Genomic DNA, 24511 nt, shown 5'->3' with positions numbered 1-24511 from the left:
GTCCTGTCCCCTCGCCGGTGCCGGGCCCTGTTGCCAAGTGTGCGCCGCTGCACCGACAGAGGGCGCGCCGCCGGAGTCGCCTACGGCCGTAAGCTTGGCGGAAACCGCTCACCGGAGGAACCAGGCACGTGCCCGACGACGACCCGACAGCCGCACCCGTCACCGAACGCCCCGCCCTGCGCGCGGACTGCGCGAACTGCTTCGGGCTCTGCTGCGTCGCGCTGACGCTCACCGCGTCGGCGGACTTCGCGATCAACAAGGAGGCGGGAAGCCCCTGCCCCAACCTGGCGGACGACTTCCGCTGTGGCATACACACCCGGCTGCGCCCCGAAGGCTTCTCCGGCTGCACCGTCTACGACTGCTTCGGTGCGGGCCAGAAGGTGTCCCAGGAGACCTACGCCGGCCGGGACTGGCGGACGGCCGCGGACACTGCCCAGCAGATGTTCCAGGTCTTCCCGGTGATGAGGCAGCTCCACGAACTGCTCTGGTATCTCACCGAAGCGCTCACCCTGCCTGCGGCCGCGAGCCTGTACGCAGATCTCCGCGACGCCCTCGGGGCGACCGACCGCCTCACTCGCCTGCCCGCCGAGGAGCTCGCGGAACTGGACGTTTCCGCACACCGGGACAGGACGGCGGCCCTGCTGCTGCGCGCCGGTGAACTCGAACGCGTCACGGTCCCCGGGCGCGGGAAGCGCAACCGACGAGGTGCCGACCTCATCGGCGCCCAGCTCAGGGGCGCCGATCTTCGCGGCGCCGAACTCCGAGGGGCGTACCTCATCGCGGCCGACCTGCGCGGAGCCGACCTCCGCCGCGCGGAGCTCATCGGCGCCGACTTCCGGGACGCCGACCTCTCCGACGCCGACCTCAGCGGCGCCCTCTTCCTCACCCAGGCGCAGCTGAACGCGGCGCGGGGCAACGCCGCCACGAAGCTGCCGGGCTCCCTGACCCGGCCTCCCCACTGGCCGGTGAGCAGTCCCGGATCCACCTCGGCACCCCACGCCGGCCGCCGGGCTCGTCGCCGTACGTGAGGGCGCCCCGGTCCCGGTGCGCGAGCACCGGTTCACATGGGCGGGGGACGGTCACAGACTTCTGACGAGGTCGTCGAGCGGAGCCGGTACCTCCCGGGGGCCGAGCGGCTCCACCAGGAGACGGCCGTATCGGATCTTGCGGCCCTTCTTCGTGCCCAGGAAACGCCGCAACTGCTGCTGCCGGGGCCTGCCGTGCTGTGCGGGCTGCCGCAGGAAGGTCTGCCAGGCCCGCAGATCGCCCTCGGCCCGGATGACCTCCTCGACCCGCGCCGTGCCCAGCGCGCGGATGAGCTCGTCCTCCAGGTCTGCCACGCACACGAAGAAGCCCCCGTGCGGAGCCCTCGCCCGCCGCAGTCCGCGGTCGTAGAAGCGCTGTTCGCGCTCGTCGCACAGTCCTCGCAGGCGCAGACCGAGACCGGGCGGCCCGAGAAGACCGGCATAGCGGCCGATGCTCATGGCCCCGCCCATCGGCACGACACACACCCCTTCGGCGGTGAGGTCCCGGCCACGCCGTTCGGCCAGTGTCTCGACTGCCGCGAGGTCGCTCGGTCCTTCCAGCAGCACCGCCGTCCGCAGCCCCAGTCGGGCCGCCAGGTCGCTCGCCGGTTCACCGGGGCCGCCGGCCGCCCAGCCGCTGACCGCGTCCCGGAATGCGCGCATGTCCGTCATGGAGTGAGTCTGCACGTCCCCCGCCCGGTACGGCACCGGATATTCGACCCCGCACGGCAGGCGCGGCGTCTCGTCACCGAGGCCGCCCGACGCGAGAAGCGGTCAGGCGAGCATTCCGGCGCGGAGCTTGCCCAGCGTGCGCGTGAGAAGACGGGAGACGTGCATCTGGGAGACGTCCAGTTCGGCGCCTATCTGCGACTGCGTCATCTCCTGCCCGAAGCGCATCTCGATGATGCGGCGCTCGCGCTCGTCGAGTTCCCCGAGGAGCGGGGCCAGGGCGTGCAGGTTCTCCACCGTCTCCATGGCCGAGTCCGGCTCGCCCAGGATGTCGGCGAACGTGCGCGACGCCTTGCCCGTGGTCTCGCCGCCGTCGGTCGGAAGGTCCAGGGACCCCGCAGTGTAGCCGTTCGAGGCGATGATGCCCTCGAGGACCTCGTCCTCGGTGAGGTCCATGAAGTCGGCCAGTTCCTTGGCCGTGGGGTCACGGTCCAGGTGTGTGGAGAGCTCGTCCTTCGCCTTGGCCAGATCGACGCGGAGTTCCTGCAGACGCCGGGGGACATGGACGGCCCAGGTGGTGTCCCGGAAGAAGCGCTTGATCTCGCCGACGATGTAGGGGACGGCGAAGGTGGCGAACTCGACCTCCCGGGAGAGCTCGAACCGGTCGATGGCCTTGATGAGGCCGATCGTGCCGACCTGGGTGATGTCCTCCATGTCGCCACTGCCCCGGTTGCGGAATCGCCGCGCGGCGAACCGGACCAGGGAGATGTTCATCTCGATGAGGGTGTTGCGCGCGTACTGGTACTCGTGCGTGCCCTCCTCGAGGACCTGCAACTGCTCGAAGAACAGGGTCGACAGAGCGCGGGCGTCCTTCGGGGCCACCTTGCCCGCATCCTCGATCCAGGGCAGCTCGCCGATGCGTCCCGGCGAAGCCTCCGTAGCCGGCGCCTTGTCAGCCGATACGGTCCCGGCGGTCTTTTCAGGAATCACTGTGTTCCCACCCTCCCTGGTACTGAGCGCACTTCGTGACCAGCCCCTGCCCCGCCCCGGGGGGCCTATGCTCGATGACGCGAATTTTTCTTGCTGCGTGGAAACAGTTGTCCCTGGACATCGTAAGATGAGCACGCCGGCCACCGGTGCGACCTCTTGGGCGCGCCGCGCTGGATCGGGTACAGGACCCGTACGCTGGAGGCCGACGGCCAGGGCCCGGCTTTCGGTGCAGCACGATGAGAAACAGGATCACGTGGACAGATTCGCTGCCGTCGAGCGGGAGCTGCGTAAGGCCGCACCCCATCTGCTCCTCGACGTCGTCACGGCGGCTCTGCGGGAGCAGTGCGACGTACAGAGTGTGGAATTGCGGCTCGCCGACTACGGCATGACCACGCTTCAGGTGGTGTCCGAGGCGCCGCTCGCCGAACCGGTGCCCATCCATGACAGTCCGCAGGGGCGTGCCTTCGGGGCCCAGGAGCCGTTCGTGGAGCCCCTGCCCGCACCGGGACCGGCGACCGTGCACCTGCCTGTGACCGTCCGGGGGGACCGGCTGGGCGTTCTCACCGTCACGGCGCCGGAGAGCAGCTGTACCCCGGCGGGCCTGGCGGGGATGCAGCAGGTCTGCGAAGCGCTCGGCCACGAGATCCTGGTCGCCGAACGGGACACCGACCTCTACCTGCTGGCCCGCCGCGCCACCCGGCTGACCCTGGCCGCGGAGATGCAGTGGCAGTTGCTGCCCGGCCGCTCCGTCTCCCGGCCCGAATTCGCGCTGGGCGCCCATCTGGAGCCCGCGTACGCCATCTTCGGCGACAACTTCGACTGGTCGGTGTCGGCCCATCACCTCACGCTCACCGTCACCAACGGCATGGGTAAGGGGATGGAGGCGGCCCTGCTGACCAACCTCGTCGTCAACGCTCTGCGTAATGCCCGGCGCGCAGGCCTCGACCTCCCCGGCCAGGCCAGCCTCGCCGATCAGGCCGTCTACGCCCAGCATCGCGGCGCGCTGCACGCGTCGGTCCTCCTGCTGCGCTTCGACCTGGCAACGGGGGAGGTGGAGGCCGTGGACGCGGGGTCCCCCCGGATGTGGCGGCTCAGGGGGCGCGCCGTCGAATCCCTCGACTTCGACGCGCAGCTCCCACTGGGCATGTTCGAGGAGACGGAGTACGTCGCGGAACACCTGCGGGTGGAACCGGGCGACCGGCTGCTGATCGGCAGTGACGGTGTCTACGACAGCGCGTCGGAGGCGGGGGAGCGCTACGGACAGCGTGCCCTCGCGCGCTCGCTGTCCGCGCACCGCTTCCTGCCGTCCGAGCAGGTGCCGCTGGCAGTGCTCCGGGATCTGCGGGACTACCGAGGGGCCGCCCCGCTGGACGACGACGCCCTGGTGGTCTGCCTGGACTGGTTCGGCCGGCTGTCCTCCGCCGGCGACGCGCCCGCGTGACCGGGGCCTGTGGGCGGAAGCGCGGTCGGCCGGTCTCTATCCGGTCGACCGCAGGCGTCTCGCGCCGCTGCTGTCCTGCCCCGAGGCCGCGGCCGCGTTGCGGAAGGCCCTGAGCCCTTCGAGGAGCGAACGCCGCGCCTTGGCCGGCATGGCGTCGATCGTGGACATCAGCACCTCCTCCCTGCGCGCACGCAGGTCGACGAGGTACGCCTTGCCGTGGCTGGTCAGCCGGAGCTCCAGCTCCCGGCGGCTCACCGGGCTGGGGGTGCGCTCCACGAGTCCCGTGGCCTGCAGGCGGTCGCACAGCCTGCTGACCGACGGGGAGGCTGATCCCAGCGCCTCGGCGAGCATTCGCAGATTGATGCCCTCCTCGCGGTCCAGCGTGTACAGCACGCGAAGCTGGGAAGGAGAGACAGGGCCCGTCGGCGCGGCCTCACGTCCGTGCTCCCAGAGGACCTCGAGGAGTTCGACGAATTCGGAACCCTCACGGGCCGCATCCCGGGACCGCTGTCCGGGTTCGGGGTTCAGGCCCATATTGATGACACTCCGATCCGGCATCGCCTCACTCGTCCGTCTGGCCACCGGACCGAGCAAACGAGCCGGGCATTCGATGCGCTCGTATGGAAAGCCAGGACAAAAGTTCAGGACACGTGCGTGGCCCCGAATATCGTACCCCTGTCTGCCGCAGGCTTCCGAGGTCGCCGCCGACACCCTGATCAGTTTCCTCATGACAATAGTTGTCATAGGGTACGGTTCTGCGGTTGACATCCGATCTGTGATCTTCCAGCGGGCCATCGCTGCTCCCGCCACGGTGGCGGCCCGCTCCCGGCCTGGAGTACTGAGACCCATGACGCACAGCCAGACCCTCGAGCTCACCGTCCGGTACCCGGCGGAGAGCGTGGCCGTCCTCACCGTCGCCGGAGAGATCGACGTGGACAGTGTTCCGGCCTTGAGGACCAGGGCTCTGGAGCTGATCAGACAGGGGAGACCTCACGTGGTTCTCGACCTGGAGCCCGTGGAGTTCTGCGACTCCTCCGGCCTCAATGCGATGATCGGCATCCTGCGGTACGCGAAGGACCGGCACGGGTCCCTGTGCCTGGCCGCCGCGCCGTCACACCTCGTGAGGCTGCTCGACATCACGGGCGTCGGTGTCCTCATTCCCGCGGTCCCCACCACGGCCGAGGCCCTGACCCGCATCGTGGAGCCCGGCGAAGCCCCCTGAGGGCCGCCGGCGAGCTCCGCGAGCACGGTCGGCCGGTGTGGTTCCACCGGACCGCACCGGCCTCTCACCCCTGGTGCGGGCCGTCCTCCACGAGACCGGACTCCGCCGTGTCGTCCCGCTCCATCGCGGCCTTGAGATGCTCCAGTGTCGTACGGATGTTTCCGCGCTGGAACTCCGCGAACGTATGCCCCCGCGTCGCGACGCGGTCGAAGGCGTCGGCGAGGAAGTCGGGCCATGCCCGCCGGTTGTCGGTCCAGGTCTCCGTGACCCGGGTGGAGCCGTCGACCGCGTCGAAGCGGTACTCCCACAGCGCGATCGCACCCGGCAGCCGCGGACGCCGCACCCCGATCGCGTGCACGCGGAACGCGAACCGCTCGCCCGGGTCGGCGGCCGTCACCGTGCACCTGGTGGTCCAGCGGAAGGCCCCGCGCTTGTTGCGGCCCTCGAAGACCATGCCGACATGTGCTCGCCCGCGGTCCCCGAGCACCCGGGCGCCCCGGTTCTCCGGACTCCACCGCCCCATCGCCGTGGGGTCGCTCAGCTGTTCGTACACGGCCGACGGTGCCGCCCGGATCAGGATGCTGTCCGATACGGACATGGTGCGGGGCATGAGAGGTACTCCTGGTCCTCGGCCGGCCGGGTCGTCTCGCAGAAGCCGGGCGGATCACCTGCGAACGCTTGACGGTGCTGGTTCGTTGGACAGTGTGGCGTACACGCAGCAGCGTCCAGGCCACCGGACCCGAGGAGCTCGCAGATGCCAAGCCCCGGCGAACCCGGCACCACCCGCACCGCCGTCACCGGCGACCGGACGCGTCTGGTGGAGCAGCTCATGGAGCGGTTCCCCCACGTGCCGAGAGAGGCCGTCCTCAAGGAGGATCTGCTGCGCGGCGGCTTGGCGTTCGACGACTCCGCACTGAGCGACAACGAGCACGGGGACATCAGACCCACGTCGTATGTCATCTTCCCCTTCGACCACAGCACCCTGCCCGAGCTGGGAGCCGCCGCACTGCGCCGACCGCCCGAGGAGATCGTGCTCACCGGAGGCCCCTACGACCTCCGCCGCGCGGTGGTGTCGGTGCAGGTCAACCCTGCCTCTCCGTCCCGCGTGGCAGCCGGATCCGACGGAGTCCTGGGGCTCTTTCTCGACGGGATCCGCGTCTCCGACGTGGGCCTGCCCCCGATGCGCCCGCCCCGGCAGGCGGGCGACGACCGCGATCAGGCCCGCCACTCGGCGGTGCGTTCCGGGGAGGCGTCGGCCAGCGCCTTCGTGATGGCGTCGGCGTCGCCCCGATTCCCGTAGACGGGCGTGCCCGGCTGCTGGCGCCATGACTCGTCGAGGCCGCCCGCGTCCACGGTGTCGAAGCCCAGCTGGTCGATCAGGTCCCGGACCGCCTGCTTGGCCGCAGGGTCGTCGCCGGCCACGGGAAGGGCCTGCCGACCAGGTGTGCCCTGGGGTCGCCCCTTGTCGAGGATGTCCTGGGCGTATGTGCCGTTGAACGCCTTGATCACCGGGTGGCCGATCTGCTTCTCGGTCCAACGGCTCTCCGCCAGCCCGTCCTCGATGGCCGCGATACGTCCGTCACGCTGCTGCGGGTAGTAGTTGCCCGTGTCGATGACGGCGACATCGCCGGTCGTGCCGTCGAGAAGGCCCGAGGGCAGGTCCGGCACCGACTTGAGCGGAACGGTCACCACGACGATTTGTGCTCCCCGCGCCGCCTCCGCCGCCGTGACCGCTGTGGCACCCGTTTCCTCGGCGAGGTCCTTGAGCGTCTCGGGCCCCCGGGAATTCGCGACGGACACGTCGTGTCCGAGCGCGGTGAGACGCCGGGTGAGGTTGCCGCCGATGTTGCCCGCCCCGATGATGCCGATCTTCATGGAAATCCGACCTTCCGATGCCGACTTGGAGTGAAAGGGTCTCGACGGATCACCAACCCCGGGGGTGCGGGCGCTATTCCGGGAGTGCCGAATCGGTTCAGCACCCGGGTGACGGATGGGAGGGCTCCGGGTGGGCACGTATGGGGGAGGGAAACGGAACCACGCTGCCCCACTTGGAGGAGGCGCCCGTGCTGCACGGCGTAGATGTCAGCGCCTTTCAGACGGACTACGACACGGACGGCTCGGACTTCGTCCTCGTCAAGTCGACCGAAGGCCGCTCCTATGTGAATCCGAGACTGAAGAGCCAGGTGAAGCGCGCGAGGGACGCCGACTGCATCGTCGGCTTCTACCACTTCCTCTGGCCCGGGAACGCGAAGGAGCAGGCGGACTACTTCCTCGACAAGACGCCGGAGAAGGAGGGCGACCTTCTCGCCGTCGACTGGGAACAGACGGGCGAGGGCACGCACGCGAGCAGCGCGGACAAGGACCGCTTCATCCGGGAGGTGAAGAGGCTGAGGCCCCATCACCGTGTGCTGCTGTACTGCAACCGCTCCTTCTGGATCAACCACGACACGAGCTCGTACGCCGGCGACGGACTCTGGATCGCCGACTACGGCAAGGCGGCCGCACCACGGATCGAAGCGGAGTGGCGCATCCATCAGTACACCGACGACCCGCTCGACAAGAACGTGGCCGACTTCCCCTCACGGAAGGCGATGCGCGACTGGGCGACGGCCTGAGAGGGGACCGGCTCCTGAGCGCGGTCCTCAGGACGGCGGCGCGCCCGTCAACACACGGTTCACGGCCATCGGCCAGTGGAGTGTCCTTTGCCAGCCACTGGTGCAGTGCGCACGGAGATGACCTGCGGTACCCCCGCGGGGAGTCCATCCTGGTCGCCGAGTCCGCAATCGGCCGTCGACCGAAGGAGTGCCGCAGTGACGACGAGGGGTCCCTCAGTATCGGCGGAAGCCGATGCCGCCTACCAGGACGAACTGCCTGTACGGCGTCGGCAGCCGGGGAAGGTGGTCATCAGCTGGCTGACCACCACCGACCACAAGACGATCGGCACGCTGTACCTGATCACCTCGTTCGGCTTCTTCATCGTCGGTGGTGTCCTGGCGCTCGTCATGCGCGCCGAGCTGGCCCGTCCGGGTACGCAGATCGTCTCGAACGAGCAGTTCAACCAGGCATTCACGATGCACGGCACGATCATGCTGCTGATGTTCGCGACGCCGCTGTTCGCAGGGTTCGCGAACTGGATCATGCCGCTGCAGATCGGCGCGCCCGACGTGGCGTTCCCGCGGCTGAACATGCTGGCCTACTGGCTGTACCTCTTCGGCTCGCTGATCGCCGTGGCCGGCTTCCTCACCCCGCAGGGTGCGGCCGACTTCGGGTGGTTCGCCTACTCGCCGCTCACCGACTCGGTCCGCTCGCCGGGCGTCGGTGGGGACCTGTGGATCATGGGTCTGGCCTTCTCCGGCTTCGGCACGATCGTCGGGTCGGTCAACTTCATCACCACGATCATCTGCATGCGCGCCCCCGGCATGACGATGTTCCGTATGCCGATCTTCACCTGGAACGTCCTGCTGACCGGTGTCCTGGTCCTCCTGGCGTTCCCGGTCCTCGCCGCCGCGCTGCTCGCGCTGGAGGCCGACCGTAAATTCGGCGCACATGTCTTCGATGCGGCCAACGGTGGTGCATTGCTCTGGCAACACCTCTTCTGGTTCTTCGGCCATCCGGAGGTGTACATCATTGCTCTGCCGTTCTTCGGAATCGTCTCCGAGATCATTCCGGTGTTCAGTCGCAAGCCGATCTTCGGCTACGTAGGCCTGATCGCTGCGACGATCGCCATCGCCGGCCTCTCCGCGACGGTGTGGGCGCACCACATGTATGTGACGGGCGGCGTGCTGTTGCCGTTCTTCTCCTTCATGACATTCCTCATCGCGGTACCGACCGGTGTGAAGTTCTTCAACTGGATCGGCACGATGTGGAAGGGGTCGTTGTCCTTCGAGACACCGATGCTCTGGTCGGTCGGCTTCCTGGTCACCTTCCTCTTCGGTGGTCTGACCGGCGTGATCCTGGCCTCGCCGCCGCTGGACTTCCATGTCTCCGACTCGTACTTCGTCGTCGCGCACTTCCACTACGTCGTCTTCGGCACCGTGGTCTTCGCGATGTTCGCGGGATTCCACTTCTGGTGGCCGAAGTTCACCGGCAAGATGCTGGACGAGCGGCTCGGGAAGATGACCTTCTGGACGCTGTTCATCGGCTTCCACGGCACCTTCCTGGTGCAGCACTGGCTGGGCGCCGAGGGCATGCCGCGTCGTTACGCGGACTACCTCGCCGCCGACGGCTTCACCGCCCTGAACACGGTCTCCTCGATCTCCTCGTTCCTGCTGGGACTGTCGATGCTTCCGTTCATGTACAACGTCTGGAAGACCGCCAAGTACGGCAAGAAGATCGAGGTCGACGACCCCTGGGGCTACGGCCGTTCGCTCGAATGGGCGACGTCCTGCCCGCCCCCGCGGCACAACTTCCTGACCCTTCCGCGGATCCGCTCCGAGTCGCCGGCGTTCGACCTGCACTACCCCTCGATCCGTTCCCTCGAGGATGCGGTGAACCGTCCTCACGAATCGGTCACCGTGGCTCCCGGGGACAAGCAGGCCTAGCCCCCCGGAGTGACGGGCCGAGGAGAGGAGGACCGTGTGAAGCCGGACAAGGAGAGTGCCCGGGGCCTGGCTCAGGTGGAGGGCTACCTGCTCTGGAACGCCGAGGTCGAGGAGGCCCGCCGACAGGCCCGCCGCTTCACCGACGCGCTGCCCTGGCTCACCAGCGCCCAGCGTGAGGACGTCGAGCGCGTCTACGCGGCGGACAGGATCGAGGCCTGCCGGGACACGCTCACAAGGATCGCAGGCCGTGCCCATGAACTCCGGGGTGAGTACACCGCGCGCTACGACCGGCTCAGGGCCCGCTGCGTGGCGCTGTCCGTCCTGGCCGTCGGCACGGTGGGCGGCACCTGCGCCGCCCTGACGCTGATCGGCCGCTGACCCCGGCCTCGGGTGCCTGGTCCCCTGATCCAGGCGCCCGAGGTCAGTGGCGCAGCAGACAGAACGGATGCCCGGCCGGATCCGCGAACACACGCCAGCCACGTGCGTCGTCCCCGCGGTCCACCAGCGTGGTCCCCGCGGTCCACCAGCGTCGCCCCCGGCGCGAGCACCTGCTCCTGGGCACGGTCCAGAACCCGGCCGCGCAGAACCGGGCCAGACGCGCCGGATCGGGACAGTCCAGCACCACACACCGCAATTCAGCGATCATGCGCGGCATCCTGGGAACCCGTGCTCACCGGGCCGGGACCGCCCATGCCCGGTCCAGCTCGGAGAGGTGCGCGGCGAGCAGTTCGGAGTGGGGCGAGGGCAGTTCGTCGGCCGGGTGCTCCAACTGCACCGCACACGCCGTCGTGGTGTCGATGAGCCTTTCCAGCGCGCTGGCCACACCCTCGGAACCGGCCGAGTGCCGGGCCACCGGAGGGAGTTCGGCTGCCGACAGCTCGATCGCCGCACGGGCCGCCGCCAGCGACCGGTAGGCGTCCCGGCGCAGTGCCGCCCTTCCGTCGTGGTCCTGCCGGGCTTCCAGGACATGCCCGAGATAGCGGTGCGCCGCCCCCACCGCCGTATCGAGAGCGGCCCGCACGGCGTGGCCCCGCCGGCCCGGCAGCGGGAGGTGCCCGACGAGCAGCACCGTCGCGCAGGCGAGGAGCGACTCCACCACCCGCCCCCACGAGGCGGGCGGTTCACCGCCCAGCACGACGAGGGACAGCACGAGGACGGTGACCACCGCTGTCTGCACGGCGAAGTGACGGGTGGCCACAGGAAGAAGCGCACCGCAGAGCGCGACCGCCGCGACCAGAGGGTACGGGCTTGACGCCAGCAGGGCCGCGCCGCCGAAGACCGCAGCGCCCACGACCGTACCCACGGCCCTGCACACCACGCGCGAGACCAGCGGCCCGAGATCGGGCTTGACGAGGAACACGGTGGTGGCGGGCAGCCAGTACCAGTGGTCGTGGTGCAGCCACTGCGCCACGACCGTACTGGTCGCGCAGCACACGCCGACCCGAAGACCGTACTCACGCCCCGCCGCACTCCACGCGCGGCGCAGGACGGACGCGTACGAGCGTGCTCCGCGCCTGCCCGGCGGCGCGGAGGCGGGGCGGTCGAAGGCCGCCGCAGCCCGCAGCAGGGCGTCGTCCAGGGCCCGCAGCCCGGCATCCGTACGGGCCGGAGCCGCCAACGGCCCGCAGGGGCCGCCGATCCGCACCGCGGCCGCCAGCCTGCGGGGGCCCTCCACGATCCTGTCCGGCAGCGGGGCCCCGGCCCACGCCAGCGCGGTCGCCGCCTCGGCCAGCGGAAACGCCGCCGCGTACTGGGCGTGCAGCCGACGCTCCGCCGCGGAGCTCGCGTAACGCCGCAGCCGTGGCCCGGACAGAGCGTCCTGCGCCTGGTCGAGCGCGGCGCTCAGCGCCGCGCGCCCCGCGCGGGCGCGCGGGCCGCCTGTGGCCCTCAGGAGCCCGGCCACCGCCTCGTACACCGCGGCGACCGCCTCCCGCTCCCCGTCGAGCCGGTACGGCCCGCTGCCGATGCTGCCCGGCGACGGGAGGACCAGCCTGAGCAGGAGGAGCCATCCCGCACCGGCGAGGAACAGCAGCGCGCGCACCGGGCCGGGCTCGGGCAACGGCATGCCGGCTCCGATCACGACTGTGACCAGCACCTGCGTGCCGCACGCGGACGCGACGGGCCCCGTGGAACTGACCGCCCCCGCGACCAGACCCAGCAGCCCGAACAGGAGCGGCAGAAGAACCAGGGACCGGCCACCGCCGACAGCCGCCGTGATCACCGTGCCGAGCAGCAGACCCGCTGCCCCCGCCATGGCGGGGAACCCCAGCCGGGCGACAGAGGAGCGGCGGCTGCCGGGCCGGTCGTTGATGCCGGCCAGCATCGCGCCGAGAGCGGCGGGGACCCCGGCGGTCGGCCGCTCGGCGAGGACCGACACGAGCAACGGCAGCGCGGCCAGCGCCCCGCGCAGTACCGCGTTCCACGGCACCGGTCCGCGCTGGGCGCGCAGCACATGGGCGAGCCAAGGGGGAAGCCGGCCGGCGAGAAGAGAAGGGGTGGGCACCGTGCTCCTGTCCGCGTGGGAAGACGAGATCGCCTGCGGACGCCTTCGGCCTGGGCTCGTGCCCAGCGTAGATCCCTTACGTGGAGAGTGTGCTACCTGCCCGTTTCCGTGACATGACGGTGTTCCGGACCGGGGGTGTCAGAGGGCGGCGCCGAAGTTCTGGGTCCACACCGGGCCGCCGGACGAGTCCTCCCTGCCGATCCCGATCTCCTTGAAGGCGCAGTTGAGAATGTTCGCCCGGTGGCCGGAGCTGTTCATCCAGGAGTCCATCACCGCCGCGGCGGTCGGCTGGCCCTTCGCGATGTTCTCGCCGTACGTGCTCCACCGGTACCCGGCGGCGGTGATGCGCGCCCCGGGGTCCGTGCCGTCCGGAGAGGTGTGGGAGAAGTAGTCCCGTGCCACCATGTCCGCCGAATGACGTGAAGCGGCCTTCGTCAGCAGGCTGTTGCCACTCACCGGCGCGCACTCCTCCTTCGCCCGCTCGCTGTTGACCAGGGCGATGACCTCTTCGGCCACCGAGGGGGCCGACGAGGCCTTCGGTGCAGGGGCCCGAGCCGGCTCGGAGGAGGGCGTGCGCGGCCTCTGCGTCTTCTCAGGAGTGCGGGTGGCGCTCCGGCTCCTGGACGCGGACGGAGACGTGGTCGCCGGAGACGACGGCGACGCCGAGGAGGGCGAGGGCGCGGGGGAGGAGGGCGACGACGGCGTGGTCACGGGTGTCGAGGGACCGGTGAGCGGAGCTACGGCGGTCGCCGGGTCTTCGCCCTCGTCGAGGTGGACGGCGGCCCCTCCGCCTCCCAGTACCGCGACCGCGGCCAGGCCGGCGAGGACCGTGGTGCGCCGGCGCCGTCTCACGCCGTCCCGCCGGCGCTCGGCACGCCCGGGGCCGGACACAGGGGCTGCCACGGGCAGGAACGCCGTCGGCAGGAACTCCGCCGCCGGTCCGCCCGCGGACGCCGCCATGGGGACCAGGGCCAGGCCCACCAGCAGACCCTCCGCCGGGACCAGCCCCGACCGGTGCCCGGCGCACACCGTGCACTCCCGCGCGTGGCGCGCCAGGCGCTTACGCCAGAGAGCGGACGGCACCCCGTCCCAGTGGGCCGTCAGGTCCTCGAGCAGGACACAGCGCGGGTCCGCCACCAGAGCGCGTACCACCACGCGGGAGGCATCCAGGCGCTCCTTCATCCGCTGGACACGCACCGCCGTGTGCTGGGGAGACAGGTCGAGGGCGCTCGCGACCTCCGCCCTGGACAGCTCTCCGGCCGTCTCCAGCCACCAGAGCGACACCAGCTCGCGGTCGTCGTCGTCGAGCCACCGCGTGGCCTCGGCGGCCTCCCGGCGCTGGCCCGTCAGACCGAGCCGGACGATCGTCAGCTCGACGAAGTCGGCGGCGGGATCGACGACGTCGTACGCGTCGTCCATCCGGTCCGCGGATATCTCCCCGGTCCTGCGCTCACGCCAGTGTCCGCGTATCTCGTTCATGGTGATGGCCACGAACCAGGACCGGAAGCTCTTCGGGGTACGCAGTGAGGGCAGGCCGCGGAGCATACGCAGCACGCTGTCCTGGACCACGTCGTCGACGTCCGCGTGCCCGTTCAGCGCCCGCCCGACGATGTTGTAGACCAGCGGCAGGTAGGACGCGACGAGCCGGTCCTGAGCCTCGGGGTCGCCCTTCTGCGCGGCCTTGATCAGCGCCGTCTCGCGTGTCTCGCCCATACTGTGCTCACTCTTCCGGGGTCCTGTTCCGTCACTTCCCACACTCGGGAGACGCCGTGCGGCGGGGACGATAACAGGAATCCGGTCAGGCGCTCGATATCCGCTCCGGAATCCGTAACGCCGCGTGCCCGGCCCGGTGACGGAGTGAACCGTCACCGGGCCGGGCACGCGGCGTTGGGGTCGGAGGACGAGCTCGACGCGTTGCCGTCAGGAGCGGGGCGGGTTGTCCTGGTCGCGGTCCGCGCCGAACTGCTGCTTCAGCTTGTCCTGGCCGGTGTCGACCTGCTTGCCGTACTTGCCCTGCGTCCGGTCGTCGATCATGTCTCCGGCCTTGTCGACGCCCTTTCCGGCCTGGTCCTCGTGGCCCTTCAGCATCTTCTTGATCTTGTCCAGCGCGGACATGGCGGATCCTCCTCGTGTCGGCTTCCCCCACTCGTCAAGGGTCACCGCACATCGCCGGGTCCGCATCCGCGAGCGCCGCCGGACGGACCTGAGGGCCGTCCGACGTGTGAAGGGCGGCTGGGTGGGCAGATACCGGGTTACCAGGAGGAGGTGGTGGCCGTGGGCCGCATCCAGATCGTCCGCCGTCCGCAGCCCCCCACGGGGCCGCCCCCGCTGGACCTGCGAACACCGTCCGGACGGCCCCTGCCGTACTGAGCCCCCGAGCTGTGCCCGGACGTGCACCCGTCGCCATCGCGGTGTGTGAGGCTTCTACATGAGCGATCACCGAAATGCACCGGCCGACCGGCTCAGGACCGACGTGCCGCACTCGGCCCGCGTCTGGAACTATCTGCTCGGAGGCAAGGACAACTACCCCGCGGACGTCGAGGCGGGGGAGATGATCCTCGCGGCCTTCCCGGACATCGCGGGCATCGCGCGTGACCAGCGGGCCTTTCTCGCCCGCGCCGTCCGTTTCCTGGCCGGGGAGGCAGGGGTCCGGCAGTTCCTCGACATCGGTACGGGACTGCCCACGGCCGACAACACGCACGAGGTGGCGCAGCGGACAGTCCCTGAGTGCCGGATCGTGTACGTGGACAACGACCCGCTCGTGCTGACGCACGCCCGCGCGCTCCTGACCAGCACTCCGGAGGGCGCGTGTGCGTACGTCGACGCGGATGTGCGTGACACCGGCAGGATCATCGAGGAGGCCGCCCGCACCCTCGATCTCAGCCGCCCCGTCGGGCTGACCCTGCTGGGCATCATGGGGCAGCTGCCGGACGACGAGGATCCGTGGGCTCTGGTCGAGCAGCTGGTGGGGGCGCTCGAGCCCGGAAGCTACGTGGCCCTCGCGGACGGCACGGACACCAGCGAGACGATGAACCGCGCGATCGAGGCCTACAACGCGCATGCGCCGAGGCCCTACCACCTCCGCAGTCCGGACAGGATCGCCGCGTTCTTCGACGGGCTGGAACTGGTCGAGCCCGGCGCCGTCAGGACGGCGGAATGGCGTCCCGACCCTGGCCCGGACGGGCGGGCCGCACCACCGAGCCCCGCCGTCAGCGGTGTGGGACGCAAGCCATGAGCCCGAGGCGGACGGAGCGTAAGCTCCGGAGGCATGATCGACCATTCGGCGTACGCCCCGTCTGCCCGCCGGACGAACTGGGCAGGCAACATCACCTTCGGTGCGGAGCGGCTGCACACACCTTCCTCCGTAGCCGAACTCCAGGACATCGTGTCCGCGGGGACGGCCGTCCGGGTGCTGGGCACCGGGCACTCCTTCAACGCTGTCGCCGACACGGACGGCGCCCTGATATCCGTCGCGGGCCTGCCCCGCTCCATCGAGATCGACCGGGAGGCGCGTACCGCGACGGTGAGCGCCGGTCTGCGTTTCGGGGAGCTGACCGGCACCCTGCACCGCAGCGGGTTCGCCCTGCACAACCTCGGCTCGCTGCCCCACATCTCCGTAGCGGGCGCGTGTGCCACGGGCACCCACGGTTCGGGCGTGGGAAACCGCTCCCTGCCGGGTGCCGTCGGGGCGCTGGAGCTTGTCACCGCCGACGGCGACATCCTGTCGCTGGAGCGGGGCGACGCGGGCTTCGACGGCGCGGTGGTCTCCCTGGGCGCACTCGGAGTGGTGACCCGGCTGACCCTGGACCTCGTGCCCGCGTTCGAGATCCAGCAGTGGGTGTACGAGGGGCTCCCGCAGGAGCAGTTGCTCGGCCGGTTCGACGAGGTGATGTCCGAGGCCTACAGCGTGAGCCTCTTCACCGGCTGGCACGGCGGTCCGATCGACCAGGTGTGGCTCAAGCGGCGTGTCGGCGGCGACGGCCCCCGCACCGCCCCGCACCAGTGGCTCGGCGCGACGCTCGCGGAAGGCGCGAGGCACCCGGTCCCCGGGGTGGCGGCGGAACACTGCACACAGCAGCAGGGTGTCCCGGGCCCCTGGCACGCCAGGCTCCCTCACTTCCGCCTGGAATTCACGCCGAGCAACGGGGAGGAACTCCAGTCGGAGTACTTCGTCGCCCGGCACGACGCAGTGGCGGCCTATGAGGCCCTCGACCGGATCCGGCAGCAGTTCGCGCCGCTCCTCCAGATCGGTGAGATCCGCACGGTGGCGGCCGACGACCTGTGGCTGAGCCCGGCACAGGGGAGGGACTCCGTGGCGTTCCACTTCACCTGGGTGCCCGACACGGCCGCAGTCACGCCCGTCCTCGGGGTCATCGAGGAGGCTCTCGCCCCCTTCGGAGCCAGGCCGCACTGGGGCAAGGTCTTCACCACCCCGCCGGGTGCGCTCCGCGAGCTGTACGGCCACTACGCCGACTTCGAGCGGCTGACCGAGCGGCTCGACCCCGCCGGCACGTTCCGCAACGACTTCCTGGTGGACCACTTCCCCCGTAACGGCTGACGCCCGGGGTTCCCCGTCCGGCATCCGGACGGGGAACCTACCTTCAGCCGGACGGCGGTCCGCCGGGCCGGCGTCCCTCTGACGGACCCGGCGCGAGCTCCTCCACGAGGGCGGCCAGCTCCTCGCACGCGAGCTCCGTCTCACGGCGGATGTTGTTGTGCTCGGTCACGATCGCCGCGAGCAGCAGCGCGGTGAGCGCCACGCAGCCGTTGAGGATGCACAGGTTGAGCATGATCCCGAGCACCGAGTGGCCGGCGAACGGTCCGATCCCCTCGGTTCCGGCGATGATCGCCAAGACGGACATCAGGAGAGCGCAGGGGGCGCTGCCGGCCAACTGGAAGCGGAGCGCCGCCCAGACGAGCACCGGGAAAAGGAGGTAGGTCATGGACAGCGGGCTTCTGGTGGCGACGGTCGTCGCCACCACCGCGACCACGGCGAGCGCCGCCGCCTCCGCCCACCGGTCGTCCCTCCTGGGCAGGCGTGCCTTGCGCAGGACGAGCAGCAGGGGTGTGACCATGAGTACGCCCATCGCGTCTCCCGCCCACCAGGCCGACCAGACCGGCCAGAACTGAGCCGCGGACAGCCCACCGCTCAGCAACTGGACCCCAGCGCCCACGGTGGCGCTGAGGAGCATGCCGCCCAGAGCTCCCAGGAAGACCAGGGAGACCCCGTCGCGCAGACGGTCCAGCTCCGTCCGGAATCCCACCGCGCGCAGAGCCAGGAAGGAGCAGAGCGGGGCCAGAGCGCTGCCCGCGGTGACAGCCAGGCCCCAGAAGGTGAACCCGTCGCTCATGGCGATGACGGTGAGCAGAGCACCGAGCGCGATCCCGGGCCAGATCCGTGGACCCAGGTACAGCAGCGAAGCCAGGGCGATTCCGGAGGGCGGCCACAGGGGGCTGACGACCGAGCTCTCGACCTCGACGTCTCTGAGGAGACCGAGCCGTCCGGACGCGAAATAGGCGGCGGCGATGCCCAGCATCTGCAGAACGAGCACGGCTCGGCGTCTGGTTTCCTCGCTGCGGATCACGCATCTCATAAGACACCGCCCGTGACGGCGGGCCGCTGTGACACGCGCGGGGGCGGACCGGCTTACCCGGGGTCCGAGGGGGCGTCACCATGGCGCAGTACGAGCACGGCCGCGTCGTCCTCATGGCCCGTGAACACCGCGGCCTGGAGCACCCGGTCCGCCAGTTCCTCGGCGTCGGCGTCGACGTGGGCGCTCACCAGGCGCCTGATCCGGTCCAGCCCGTCGTCGATCGACAGCGAGGGCCCTTCGATGACCCCGTCGGTGAGAAGGACGAACGCACCGGCCACGTCCAGATCGCGCCGGGTGACGGGGTAGTGCTGGCGCAGCTCGATACCGAGGGGGAGCCCGCCGGCGTCGGCGGTGATGCCCGAGCGTCCGTCGGCCGTCGCCCACACGGACGCGACATGGCCTGCGCGGGCACTCCGGAGCTCCCGCGTCCTCGGGTCGAGCCGGAGAAACGAGCAGGTGGCGAAGAGCGTCGAATCCATCGAAAGGATCAGATCGTTCGTGCGGCCCATCACCTCACCGGGATCGGCCGCCGAACTGGCGATGGCGCGCATGGCTATGCGGATCTGCCCCATGAAGGCGGCTGCTTCCACGTCGTGCCCCTGGACATCGCCGATGGCGAGGCCGAGCGACCCGTCCGGCAGCACGAAGCCGTCGTACCAGTCGCCGCCGATGTCCAGCCCGTCCCGGGCGGGTGCGTAGCGAGCGGCCGTCTGCAGCCCCGGGAAGACTGGCAGCGTCGCGGGCAGCATCTTGCGCTGCAGGGCCTGGGCCAGCTCGACGCGGGCCTGATGCAGCTCCACCTCTTCCCGGGCACGGGCGGTCAGATGCTGCAATGTGCTGAGCAGGTCCTCGGCGCTCGCCGACCGGGGAGTTCGACGCCGGTTCATGGGCCGCTCCGCGTTGCGATAGTCCCTGCATCCTATTTCGGCGCCGGAACTCCGGCGAGCGCTGGTGCGGCCCCCGGTCGCGGACGGGGGGCGTCAGCCTGCCCGGCCGAGGGAGGCGGTGAGCCGACCCAGGGTCTCCTGCAGGGCCAGAACCTCCTGGACGGACAGGCCCGTGGCCTTGAGGATCGAGCGGGGGACGGGCAGCGCGCGGTCGCGCAGGTCCGTCCCGGTGCCGGTGAGGTGGACCGTGACCGACCGCTCGTCCTCCGGGCTGCGCTCACGCCTGACGAGGCCGGCCGATTCCAGCCTCTTCAGCAGGGGCGACAGCGTGCCGGAGTCCAGGTGCAGGCGCTCACCGATGGCCTTGACCGGGAGCGGACCGTGCTCCCAGAGAACCATCATGGCCAGGTACTGCGGGTAGGTGAGCCCGAGGTCCTTGAGCGCTTCGCGGTAGACGCCACCGAACGCGCGGGAGGCCGCCTGCAGCGAGAAGCAGACCTGGTGGTCCAGCTTGAGCAGTTCCGTGTCCGGCAGATCGGTCAGTCCAGGTGCGGGGGTCGGTGGTGGCGTCATGAGTCCAGGGTAGCTTGCCGGCGCCATTGAGTTGTGCGCAATTGAATTGCGTGTCATTCTTATGTGGTGGCCGGGCCGCGGTCACCCCATACGAGAGAAGGTCACCCCATGGACGCGCTGTACACCGCTGCCGCCACCGCCAACGGCCGTGAAGGCCGGGCGGTGAGCTCCGACGGACAGATCGACCTCGCGCTCGCTCTGCCGCCGGCCCTCGGGGGCGACGGGGCGGGCACCAACCCCGAGCAGCTCTTCGCCGCCGGGTATGCCGCGTGTTTCGCCAGCGCGATGAGCTCGGTCGCCCGTGAGATGAAGGTCGACACCAAGGACGTCTCCGTGACGGCCGAGGTCTCGATCGGCAAGGACGATTCGGGCTTCGGCCTCGCGGTCGTCATGCGCGTCGAACTGCCTGAGGCGCTCGAGGGGGAGACCGGGCGGCGCCTGGTCGAGGCGACGCATGCGTACTGCCCCTACTCCAAGGCCACGCGCGGGAACATCGACGTCGAACTCGTCATCGAATAGCGGGCCAGGTCTCCCCGGCGTCATCGGGCGGGGAGACCGGTCCCGCAGGGGAGGCAGGAGTCGAACCTGCGGCATCCGGTTTTGGAGACCGGCGCTCTGGCCTCTGAGCTACACCCCTTCGGCGTGATCAGTGTCGCAGCCGGCCCCCGCCGCCGACAACCGGTTTTACGGAGGCCCAGGTCCGTTCCCGGGGTCCGCCCCCCGACGGCCGGAGGTGAACGCGTACACTCGGCTCCCGTTTCCGCTGATTGGCGGGCATAACCGATCGATAGGCAGTTCACGTGAGTTTCACAGAGGCATCCGACGCGCCGATCTACGCCGGTCTGGTGGAGGAACAGGGTGACGTTCCGGCCGAGGTTCGGCGGGTGGCCGAGGAGACGCTGCTCGAGGTGGAGAGCGCGCTCGACTTCAGCGCGGTGCGTTCCTCGGCCGCCGCCCGCTGAGCCCGGTCCGGACCACGGCGGATCCCCGCGGGCCCGGTCCGGATCAAGCCGGATCTCTTTGGGCAGGATCACCTCCGTCGACCCCTGGATCCTTACCCACCGGAGCCCGCGTGACCATCAGCCTGCACCGCTCGGCAACCGTCCTGTTCCAGGGCGACAGCATCACCGATGCGGGACGGCTGCTGGAAGCGGACTGCCCCCTGGGCAACGGCTACGTCCGGATGGCCGCCGAACATGTGCGGTCCGCCCTTCCGGACAGTGACATCACGTTCGTCAACCGGGGCGTCGCCGGCGACGGCGTCTCGGATCTGCGCGCTCGGTGGCGTGAAGATGCCCTGGACCTCGAGCCGAGCGTGGTGTCGGTCCTGATCGGCGTGAACGAGACCTACCACCGTTACTTCTACGGCACCGTCACCCCGGTGAGCGCGTACGAGAACGACTACCGCGCCATCCTCACCCAGGTCCGGGAGAAGTCGGACGCCCAGCTGATCCTCATCGAGCCCTTCCTCGTGCCGGTACAGGACGAGCAGTGGGCCTGGCGCGAGGATCTCGACCCGAGGATTCAGACGGTCCGCAGGCTGTCCGAGGAGTTCGACGCCGCGCTGCTGGCGGCGGACGGCCTGCTCAACCAGGCGGCGCGCGCCGCCGGCGGTGGCGAGTACATCGCCGGCGACGGAGTCCACCCGACCCCGCTCGGGCATTCCGTCCTGGCGGAGGCATGGACGGCCCTGGCCGGGCTGTAGCTCGCCGGGGGCCGGAGGACGGGAACCCTGGCCCAGACGGCCTTGCCCGCCCCGGTGGGCCGTGACCAGCCCCAGGAGCTGTTCAGCGCGTCGATGATGCGCAGACCCCGGCCACGCTCGAAGGACTCGTCCGCCGGGCGCAGTACGGGCACCTCGGGGCTGGGATCGTTGACAGCGCAGACCAGCGCACCGTCCTGGCACGCGAGGCCGAGCCGGGCCGTCGGCCGCTCGGCGGGCAGCAGTCCGTGACAGACGGCGTTGCTCGCCAACTCGCCCGCGACGAGAGCGACATCGTCCGCGCAGGAGCCCAGGCCCCACCGTTCGAGTGCGTCGCGGACGAACGCGCGCGCCTGCCGCAGGCTCTCCGGGTCCGCACCCAGGCCACGTGTGGTGAATCCCGGGGCCCCGATACCGAGGTCCCGTGCCAGCTCCTCGTGCGGGTCCGCGCCGCTCGCGGCGGGACCGGGCACGGGCGCTGCCGCTCCGTGACGTCGCGTGTTCTCCGCGAGCATGAGTGCTGACAACCCTCCGTCGAAGCCCGGCGCAATGGTGCCGTGGGGGCCGGATGACCACTAGTATCCTCGCCGTCCGCAGCTGCGGTGCAATTGCATCCGGAATTGCACCCGGGGGTGTGAGCCAGGGACACCCGTTCACCCTGAGCGGGCCCTGGTGGCGCACCAGGAAGTGTCAGCGCAACGAAAAGGACGGACCGCATGCAGCACATCGACAACGGCGTTCCCGCCAACTCCCTGACCGGCGTGGAGTGGAAGAAGAGCCATCACAGCAATCCCAGCGGGAACTGTGTCGAGATGGCGCTGCTGCCCGGTGGAGCAGTGGCCGTACGCAACTCCCGGCACCCCGAAGGGCCCGCCCTCGTGTACACGGGAGACGAAGTGCGCGCGTTCCTCGCGGGCGTCAGGGACGGCGACTTCGACACCATGACGGGCTGAACTCGCGGCAGGGCGGGCTGAAAAGTCACGGCACTCTCGCATCGGCCGGGCCATGGCGGGGCTCCTGATGGCACACTGGCATCACGACGCCCGTCCTCAGGAGTCCGCATGCCCGGCATCGAACAGCTTCAGCCGTCACGGAGGCCGACGCTCACCCCGGCCACGGGGGCCAGTCCCACGGCCCTGCGCCTGGTGCTGGGCGCGCAGTTGCGGCGGATGCGTGGCGAGGCGGGCATCACCCCTGAAGTCGCCGCGGAACGGATCCGGTGCTCGACCGCGAAGATCAGCCGGATGGAGACCGGGCACTCTCCCTGCAAGGAGCGCGACGCGGCCGACCTCCTCGAACTCTACGGAGTGACCGACCCCGCCAGGACGGCCGAGTTCATCGACCTGGTGCGCAGGGCCGGACAGCGCGGGTGGTGGCGCAACTACGCCGACGTACTGCCGGACTGGTTCGAGCCCCTGGTCGGTCTGGAGGAGGCCGCCGCGTCGATCCGTACGTACGAGGGACACTACATTCCGGGGCTGCTGCAGACAGCCGACTACGCCTATGCCGTGGTGCGTTCCGGTCACGCTCTCGAATCGGAGGAGATCACCCGCCGGCGAGTCGAACTGAGGCTCAGACGGCAGCAGTTGCTGCAGCGGCGGGACGCGCCGAAGCTCTGGGTGCTGCTGGACGAGGCGGTGCTGATGCGCCCGACGGGTGGCGCCCGGGTGATGCGTGAGCAGCTCGCCCATCTGCTGGAGATGACGGAGCTGCCTCACGTCATCGTGCAGGTCGCCCCTTTCGACGTGACCGCCCATACGTCCCCGGGCAATGGCATCACCTATCTGCGGTTCGCGGTGGACGGGCTCCCCGACGTCGCGTACATCGAGCACCTGACCAACGCCACGTCCGTGAACAAGCCGGAGAGCACGGACGAGTACCGCTGGATCCTGGACTCGCTCAGTGCCCAGTCGCCGAGCCCGGCCGAGAGCAGGGACCTGCTGAGGCTGGCGTTCGAGCGCTACAGCGCCGACCGTCAGCTCCCTGACGGCGGCCCCGCTGTGTGACCGCCCTCCCACGGGTGCTCAGCCGATCAGAGCCTCGGTGATCTGCCGGGTCGTTTGCGCGGCGACCGGGGTCGAGCACGTCCAGAGGCGGTTCGGCCCACTGCGGAAACCGGGTGTCGACAAGTCGCCCGGCCGACGGCGTGGATCGACGGGCGGGAGCCCGAGGTCCTCCCGGTCACCGGTATGACCTCCCGCGGTCGGCCCGCTCCGTGCGGCGGGGCAGGAGGGAGTCACGACGCGCCGATGACCCGCCGTGGACCCGAGGCGGTCCCACGGCAGCGGGGACGCGCCGTGCGCCGGACCCGTCAGCGCCGTCATGACGCCGCGGGATCCTTCACCACTTGCGGCCTACACCGCCGAACTCGATCCACTCGTGGGTCGCCTGCTTCGGAGCCAGATCCGAATCGGGACGCCACGTCGACACCTCCACCAGCCCGGGCTCCAGCACGTCCAGGCCCTCCAGGAACTTGTGTACATCGGCCTCCCGGCGCACCCGCCCCCACTGGTTGCCCGTGCTCTTCGCCATGAAGTCCGTGACGAAATCGCGGATGGCCTCGTCTTCACTCACGAGCTGACACACCACCAGGAAGCTTCCCGGAGCCAGACGGTCCGCCACCCGGCGTACCAGGCCCGCGGGGTCGTCCTGGTCAGGAATGCAGTGCATCACCGACACGAACAGCGCGGCCACCGGCTCGTCGAAGTCGATGAGCCGGTTCACCTCCGGGTGGCCGAAGATCCCCTCGGTGTCCCGCATGTCCGCCTGGATGACCGCGGTCCTGTCGTTCTCCTCGAGTATGGCCTTGCCGTGCGCGAGGACGATGGGGTCGTTGTCGATGTAGACGATCCTGGCCTCGGGGTCCACGAGCTGGGCGACCTGATGGACGTTGTCCTGGGTCGGCAGGCCGGATCCGTGGTCGATGAACTGGCGGATTCCGTACTCGGATGCCAGGTGGTGCACGACGCGCCGCAGGAACCTCCGGTTGTTCACCGCCAGGACCTTGGTACTCGGAACATGCTCCAGCAGTTGTTCGGATGCCACCCGGTCCGCGGGGTAGTTGTCCTTGCCGCCCAGGTAGTAGTCGTACATCCGTGCGACGCTCGGCACGTTCACGTCGATGTTCTTCGGAATGGAGGTGTCCCCGTTGCTCATCCAGCCCTCGCCGTTCTCAGGGGAGTGAAGTCGGTGTCCGTGAGGGGTCATGCTATGGATCTCGCCGGATAGCTGACAGTCCTCGGGGGAGTGAGGCCAGGCCGCAGGGTTTCGAATCAGCCACATGCGGCCCGGGGGAGAGGGCCCCCCGCGGGGCCCGGGCCTACGGGTGCGGCCGCTTCGATGCGGCGGTATGTCAAGTCTTGCT

The 24511-nt window shown here is 70.1% G+C and carries 26 protein-coding genes, 1 tRNA gene and 2 pseudogenes; 14 read left to right on the top strand and 15 right to left on the bottom strand.

Going from position 1 to position 24511, the window contains the following annotated elements; all coding sequences use genetic code 11:
• The first annotated feature begins 128 nt into the window (after positions 1-128).
• Positions 129-1028: a pentapeptide repeat-containing protein gene (locus ACIBCU_RS21775; RefSeq protein WP_362940573.1), complete on the top strand. Its 900-nt coding sequence runs from the start codon at positions 129-131 to the stop codon at positions 1026-1028.
• A gap of 51 nt (positions 1029-1079) precedes the next feature.
• Here the strand turns inward: ACIBCU_RS21775 and ACIBCU_RS21770 are convergent, their stop codons facing one another.
• Positions 1080-1697, bottom strand: coding sequence for a TOPRIM nucleotidyl transferase/hydrolase domain-containing protein (locus ACIBCU_RS21770; protein WP_362940576.1), 618 nt, complete (start codon positions 1695-1697; stop codon positions 1080-1082).
• A 102-nt stretch (positions 1698-1799) separates the two neighbouring features.
• Positions 1800-2684: a SigB/SigF/SigG family RNA polymerase sigma factor gene (locus ACIBCU_RS21765; protein WP_399233219.1), complete on the bottom strand. Its 885-nt coding sequence runs from the start codon at positions 2682-2684 to the stop codon at positions 1800-1802.
• A 253-nt stretch (positions 2685-2937) separates the two neighbouring features.
• Between ACIBCU_RS21765 and ACIBCU_RS21760 the strand changes: the two genes are divergently transcribed.
• Entirely contained in the window at positions 2938-4125 is a 1188-nt protein-coding gene (locus ACIBCU_RS21760) for a PP2C family protein-serine/threonine phosphatase (protein WP_399233217.1), read from the top strand.
• Between the two features lie 36 nt (positions 4126-4161).
• On the opposite strand, the gene ACIBCU_RS21755 is transcribed toward ACIBCU_RS21760, so the two are convergent.
• Positions 4162-4659, bottom strand: coding sequence for a MarR family transcriptional regulator (locus tag ACIBCU_RS21755; protein WP_362940618.1), 498 nt, complete (start codon positions 4657-4659; stop codon positions 4162-4164).
• A gap of 313 nt (positions 4660-4972) precedes the next feature.
• Between ACIBCU_RS21755 and ACIBCU_RS21750 the strand changes: the two genes are divergently transcribed.
• Positions 4973-5347: an STAS domain-containing protein gene (locus tag ACIBCU_RS21750; RefSeq protein ID WP_362940581.1), complete on the top strand. Its 375-nt coding sequence runs from the start codon at positions 4973-4975 to the stop codon at positions 5345-5347.
• A 64-nt stretch (positions 5348-5411) separates the two neighbouring features.
• Here the strand turns inward: ACIBCU_RS21750 and ACIBCU_RS21745 are convergent, their stop codons facing one another.
• Positions 5412-5957, bottom strand: coding sequence for an SRPBCC family protein (locus ACIBCU_RS21745; protein ID WP_362940584.1), 546 nt, complete (start codon positions 5955-5957; stop codon positions 5412-5414).
• Positions 5958-6101: 144 nt separating this feature from the next.
• Here ACIBCU_RS21745 and ACIBCU_RS21740 point away from each other — a divergent pair.
• Positions 6102-6530: pseudogene (locus ACIBCU_RS21740) on the top strand (radical SAM protein); the annotation flags it as partial.
• Between the two features lie 32 nt (positions 6531-6562).
• On the opposite strand, the gene ACIBCU_RS21735 reads toward ACIBCU_RS21740, so the two are convergent.
• A complete protein-coding gene (locus tag ACIBCU_RS21735; protein WP_399233215.1) occupies positions 6563-7222 on the bottom strand; it encodes an NADPH-dependent F420 reductase in 660 nt (219 codons plus the stop codon).
• 188 nt (positions 7223-7410) lie between these two features.
• Between ACIBCU_RS21735 and ACIBCU_RS21730 the strand changes: the two genes are divergently transcribed.
• The 3 genes from ACIBCU_RS21730 to ACIBCU_RS21720 all read left to right on the top strand — a co-directional run bounded on the left by ACIBCU_RS21730 (position 7411) and on the right by ACIBCU_RS21720 (position 10266).
• Positions 7411-7962: a glycoside hydrolase family 25 protein gene (locus ACIBCU_RS21730; RefSeq protein ID WP_362940590.1), complete on the top strand. Its 552-nt coding sequence runs from the start codon at positions 7411-7413 to the stop codon at positions 7960-7962.
• Positions 7963-8157: 195 nt separating this feature from the next.
• Positions 8158-9888: a cytochrome c oxidase subunit I gene (ctaD, locus tag ACIBCU_RS21725; protein WP_362940593.1), complete on the top strand. Its 1731-nt coding sequence runs from the start codon at positions 8158-8160 to the stop codon at positions 9886-9888.
• Between the two features lie 36 nt (positions 9889-9924).
• Positions 9925-10266, top strand: coding sequence for a hypothetical protein (locus ACIBCU_RS21720; RefSeq protein ID WP_399233211.1), 342 nt, complete (start codon positions 9925-9927; stop codon positions 10264-10266).
• Between the two features lie 43 nt (positions 10267-10309).
• On the opposite strand, the gene ACIBCU_RS21715 is transcribed toward ACIBCU_RS21720, so the two are convergent.
• From ACIBCU_RS21715 to ACIBCU_RS21700, 4 genes are all read right to left on the bottom strand, one after another.
• Entirely contained in the window at positions 10310-10534 is a 225-nt protein-coding gene (locus ACIBCU_RS21715; RefSeq protein ID WP_362940599.1) for a VOC family protein, read from the bottom strand.
• A 24-nt stretch (positions 10535-10558) separates the two neighbouring features.
• A complete protein-coding gene (locus tag ACIBCU_RS21710) occupies positions 10559-12391 on the bottom strand; it encodes an FUSC family protein (protein WP_399233209.1) in 1833 nt (610 codons plus the stop codon).
• A 138-nt stretch (positions 12392-12529) separates the two neighbouring features.
• On the bottom strand, positions 12530-14104 hold the full coding sequence (locus ACIBCU_RS21705) for a sigma-70 family RNA polymerase sigma factor (protein ID WP_399233207.1): 1575 nt from the start codon (positions 14102-14104) through the stop codon (positions 12530-12532).
• 207 nt (positions 14105-14311) lie between these two features.
• Positions 14312-14506 (bottom strand): antitoxin, encoded by a 195-nt coding sequence (locus ACIBCU_RS21700; protein ID WP_362934525.1) that lies wholly within the window; start codon positions 14504-14506, stop codon positions 14312-14314.
• Between the two features lie 313 nt (positions 14507-14819).
• Here ACIBCU_RS21700 and ACIBCU_RS21695 point away from each other — a divergent pair, with 313 nt between their 5' ends.
• Positions 14820-15626 (top strand): SAM-dependent methyltransferase, encoded by an 807-nt coding sequence (locus tag ACIBCU_RS21695; RefSeq protein ID WP_362934522.1) that lies wholly within the window; start codon positions 14820-14822, stop codon positions 15624-15626.
• Positions 15627-15659: 33 nt separating this feature from the next.
• The gene (locus ACIBCU_RS21690) at positions 15660-16949 is read left to right on the top strand and encodes an FAD-binding protein (RefSeq protein WP_362934519.1); all 1290 of its coding nucleotides are present in this window, start codon (positions 15660-15662) and stop codon (positions 16947-16949) included.
• 43 nt (positions 16950-16992) lie between these two features.
• Here ACIBCU_RS21690 and ACIBCU_RS21685 read toward each other — a convergent pair whose 3' ends face one another.
• The 3 genes from ACIBCU_RS21685 to ACIBCU_RS21675 all read right to left on the bottom strand — a co-directional run bounded on the left by ACIBCU_RS21685 (position 16993) and on the right by ACIBCU_RS21675 (position 19445).
• Positions 16993-17976 carry an MASE1 domain-containing protein gene (locus ACIBCU_RS21685; RefSeq protein WP_362934516.1) on the bottom strand — a complete coding sequence of 328 codons (984 nt, stop codon included), beginning with the start codon at positions 17974-17976 and terminating at the stop codon, positions 16993-16995.
• A gap of 62 nt (positions 17977-18038) precedes the next feature.
• Positions 18039-18872, bottom strand: a complete 834-nt coding sequence (locus tag ACIBCU_RS21680) for a PP2C family protein-serine/threonine phosphatase (protein ID WP_362934513.1) — start codon at positions 18870-18872, stop codon at positions 18039-18041.
• A gap of 93 nt (positions 18873-18965) precedes the next feature.
• Positions 18966-19445 (bottom strand): MarR family transcriptional regulator, encoded by a 480-nt coding sequence (locus tag ACIBCU_RS21675; protein WP_362934510.1) that lies wholly within the window; start codon positions 19443-19445, stop codon positions 18966-18968.
• A gap of 108 nt (positions 19446-19553) precedes the next feature.
• Here ACIBCU_RS21675 and ACIBCU_RS21670 point away from each other — a divergent pair, with 108 nt between their 5' ends.
• Positions 19554-19964: an organic hydroperoxide resistance protein gene (locus ACIBCU_RS21670; RefSeq protein WP_399233202.1), complete on the top strand. Its 411-nt coding sequence runs from the start codon at positions 19554-19556 to the stop codon at positions 19962-19964.
• A gap of 45 nt (positions 19965-20009) precedes the next feature.
• Here the strand turns inward: ACIBCU_RS21670 and ACIBCU_RS21665 are convergent.
• Positions 20010-20082, bottom strand: a tRNA-Trp gene (locus ACIBCU_RS21665).
• Positions 20083-20245: 163 nt separating this feature from the next.
• Here ACIBCU_RS21665 and ACIBCU_RS21660 point away from each other — a divergent pair.
• Together ACIBCU_RS21660 and ACIBCU_RS21655 are read left to right on the top strand one after the other, a co-directional pair.
• The gene (locus tag ACIBCU_RS21660; RefSeq protein ID WP_362934507.1) at positions 20246-20407 is read left to right on the top strand and encodes a hypothetical protein; all 162 of its coding nucleotides are present in this window, start codon (positions 20246-20248) and stop codon (positions 20405-20407) included.
• 110 nt (positions 20408-20517) lie between these two features.
• Positions 20518-21150, top strand: coding sequence for an SGNH/GDSL hydrolase family protein (locus ACIBCU_RS21655; RefSeq protein ID WP_399233199.1), 633 nt, complete (start codon positions 20518-20520; stop codon positions 21148-21150).
• A gap of 38 nt (positions 21151-21188) precedes the next feature.
• Here ACIBCU_RS21655 and ACIBCU_RS21650 read toward each other — a convergent pair.
• A pseudogene (locus ACIBCU_RS21650) lies at positions 21189-21662 on the bottom strand (ATP-binding protein); the annotation flags it as partial.
• Between the two features lie 201 nt (positions 21663-21863).
• Here ACIBCU_RS21650 and ACIBCU_RS21645 point away from each other — a divergent pair.
• Positions 21864-22100, top strand: coding sequence for a DUF397 domain-containing protein (locus ACIBCU_RS21645; RefSeq protein WP_356710816.1), 237 nt, complete (start codon positions 21864-21866; stop codon positions 22098-22100).
• A gap of 108 nt (positions 22101-22208) precedes the next feature.
• The gene (locus tag ACIBCU_RS21640) at positions 22209-23153 is read left to right on the top strand and encodes a helix-turn-helix transcriptional regulator (RefSeq protein WP_362934501.1); all 945 of its coding nucleotides are present in this window, start codon (positions 22209-22211) and stop codon (positions 23151-23153) included.
• A gap of 334 nt (positions 23154-23487) precedes the next feature.
• On the opposite strand, the gene ACIBCU_RS21635 is transcribed toward ACIBCU_RS21640, so the two are convergent.
• Entirely contained in the window at positions 23488-24303 is an 816-nt protein-coding gene (locus ACIBCU_RS21635) for an SAM-dependent methyltransferase (protein ID WP_362934498.1), read from the bottom strand.
• Between the last annotated feature and the right edge of the window lie 208 nt (positions 24304-24511).

Source organism: Streptomyces sp. NPDC051064, from assembly GCF_044455985.1.
GTDB lineage: Bacteria > Actinomycetota > Actinomycetes > Streptomycetales > Streptomycetaceae > Streptomyces.
This window is presented reverse-complemented; position numbering and strand designations above follow the sequence as displayed.

Bases quoted from the DNA above. Each gene is read 5' to 3' on its own strand.
- ACIBCU_RS21705 (WP_399233207.1), bottom strand. From the start codon at position 14,104: ATGGGCGAGACACGCGAGACGGCGCTGATCAAGGCCGCGCAGAAGGGC.
- ACIBCU_RS21640 (WP_362934501.1), top strand. From the start codon at position 22,209: ATGCCCGGCATCGAACAGCTTCAGCCGTCACGGAGGCCGACGCTCACC.
- ACIBCU_RS21700 (WP_362934525.1), bottom strand. From the start codon at position 14,506: ATGTCCGCGCTGGACAAGATCAAGAAGATGCTGAAGGGCCACGAGGAC.
- ACIBCU_RS21695 (WP_362934522.1), top strand. From the start codon at position 14,820: ATGAGCGATCACCGAAATGCACCGGCCGACCGGCTCAGGACCGACGTG.
- ACIBCU_RS21635 (WP_362934498.1), bottom strand. From the start codon at position 24,303: ATGAGCAACGGGGACACCTCCATTCCGAAGAACATCGACGTGAACGTG.
- ACIBCU_RS21645 (WP_356710816.1), top strand. From the start codon at position 21,864: ATGCAGCACATCGACAACGGCGTTCCCGCCAACTCCCTGACCGGCGTG.
- ACIBCU_RS21680 (WP_362934513.1), bottom strand. From the start codon at position 18,872: ATGAACCGGCGTCGAACTCCCCGGTCGGCGAGCGCCGAGGACCTGCTC.
- ACIBCU_RS21750 (WP_362940581.1), top strand. From the start codon at position 4,973: ATGACGCACAGCCAGACCCTCGAGCTCACCGTCCGGTACCCGGCGGAG.
- ACIBCU_RS21735 (WP_399233215.1), bottom strand. From the start codon at position 7,222: ATGAAGATCGGCATCATCGGGGCGGGCAACATCGGCGGCAACCTCACC.
- ACIBCU_RS21690 (WP_362934519.1), top strand. From the start codon at position 15,660: ATGATCGACCATTCGGCGTACGCCCCGTCTGCCCGCCGGACGAACTGG.
- ACIBCU_RS21670 (WP_399233202.1), top strand. From the start codon at position 19,554: ATGGACGCGCTGTACACCGCTGCCGCCACCGCCAACGGCCGTGAAGGC.
- ACIBCU_RS21745 (WP_362940584.1), bottom strand. From the start codon at position 5,957: ATGCCCCGCACCATGTCCGTATCGGACAGCATCCTGATCCGGGCGGCA.
- ACIBCU_RS21675 (WP_362934510.1), bottom strand. From the start codon at position 19,445: ATGACGCCACCACCGACCCCCGCACCTGGACTGACCGATCTGCCGGAC.
- ACIBCU_RS21715 (WP_362940599.1), bottom strand. From the start codon at position 10,534: ATGATCGCTGAATTGCGGTGTGTGGTGCTGGACTGTCCCGATCCGGCG.
- ACIBCU_RS21770 (WP_362940576.1), bottom strand. From the start codon at position 1,697: ATGACGGACATGCGCGCATTCCGGGACGCGGTCAGCGGCTGGGCGGCC.
- ACIBCU_RS21755 (WP_362940618.1), bottom strand. From the start codon at position 4,659: ATGGGCCTGAACCCCGAACCCGGACAGCGGTCCCGGGATGCGGCCCGT.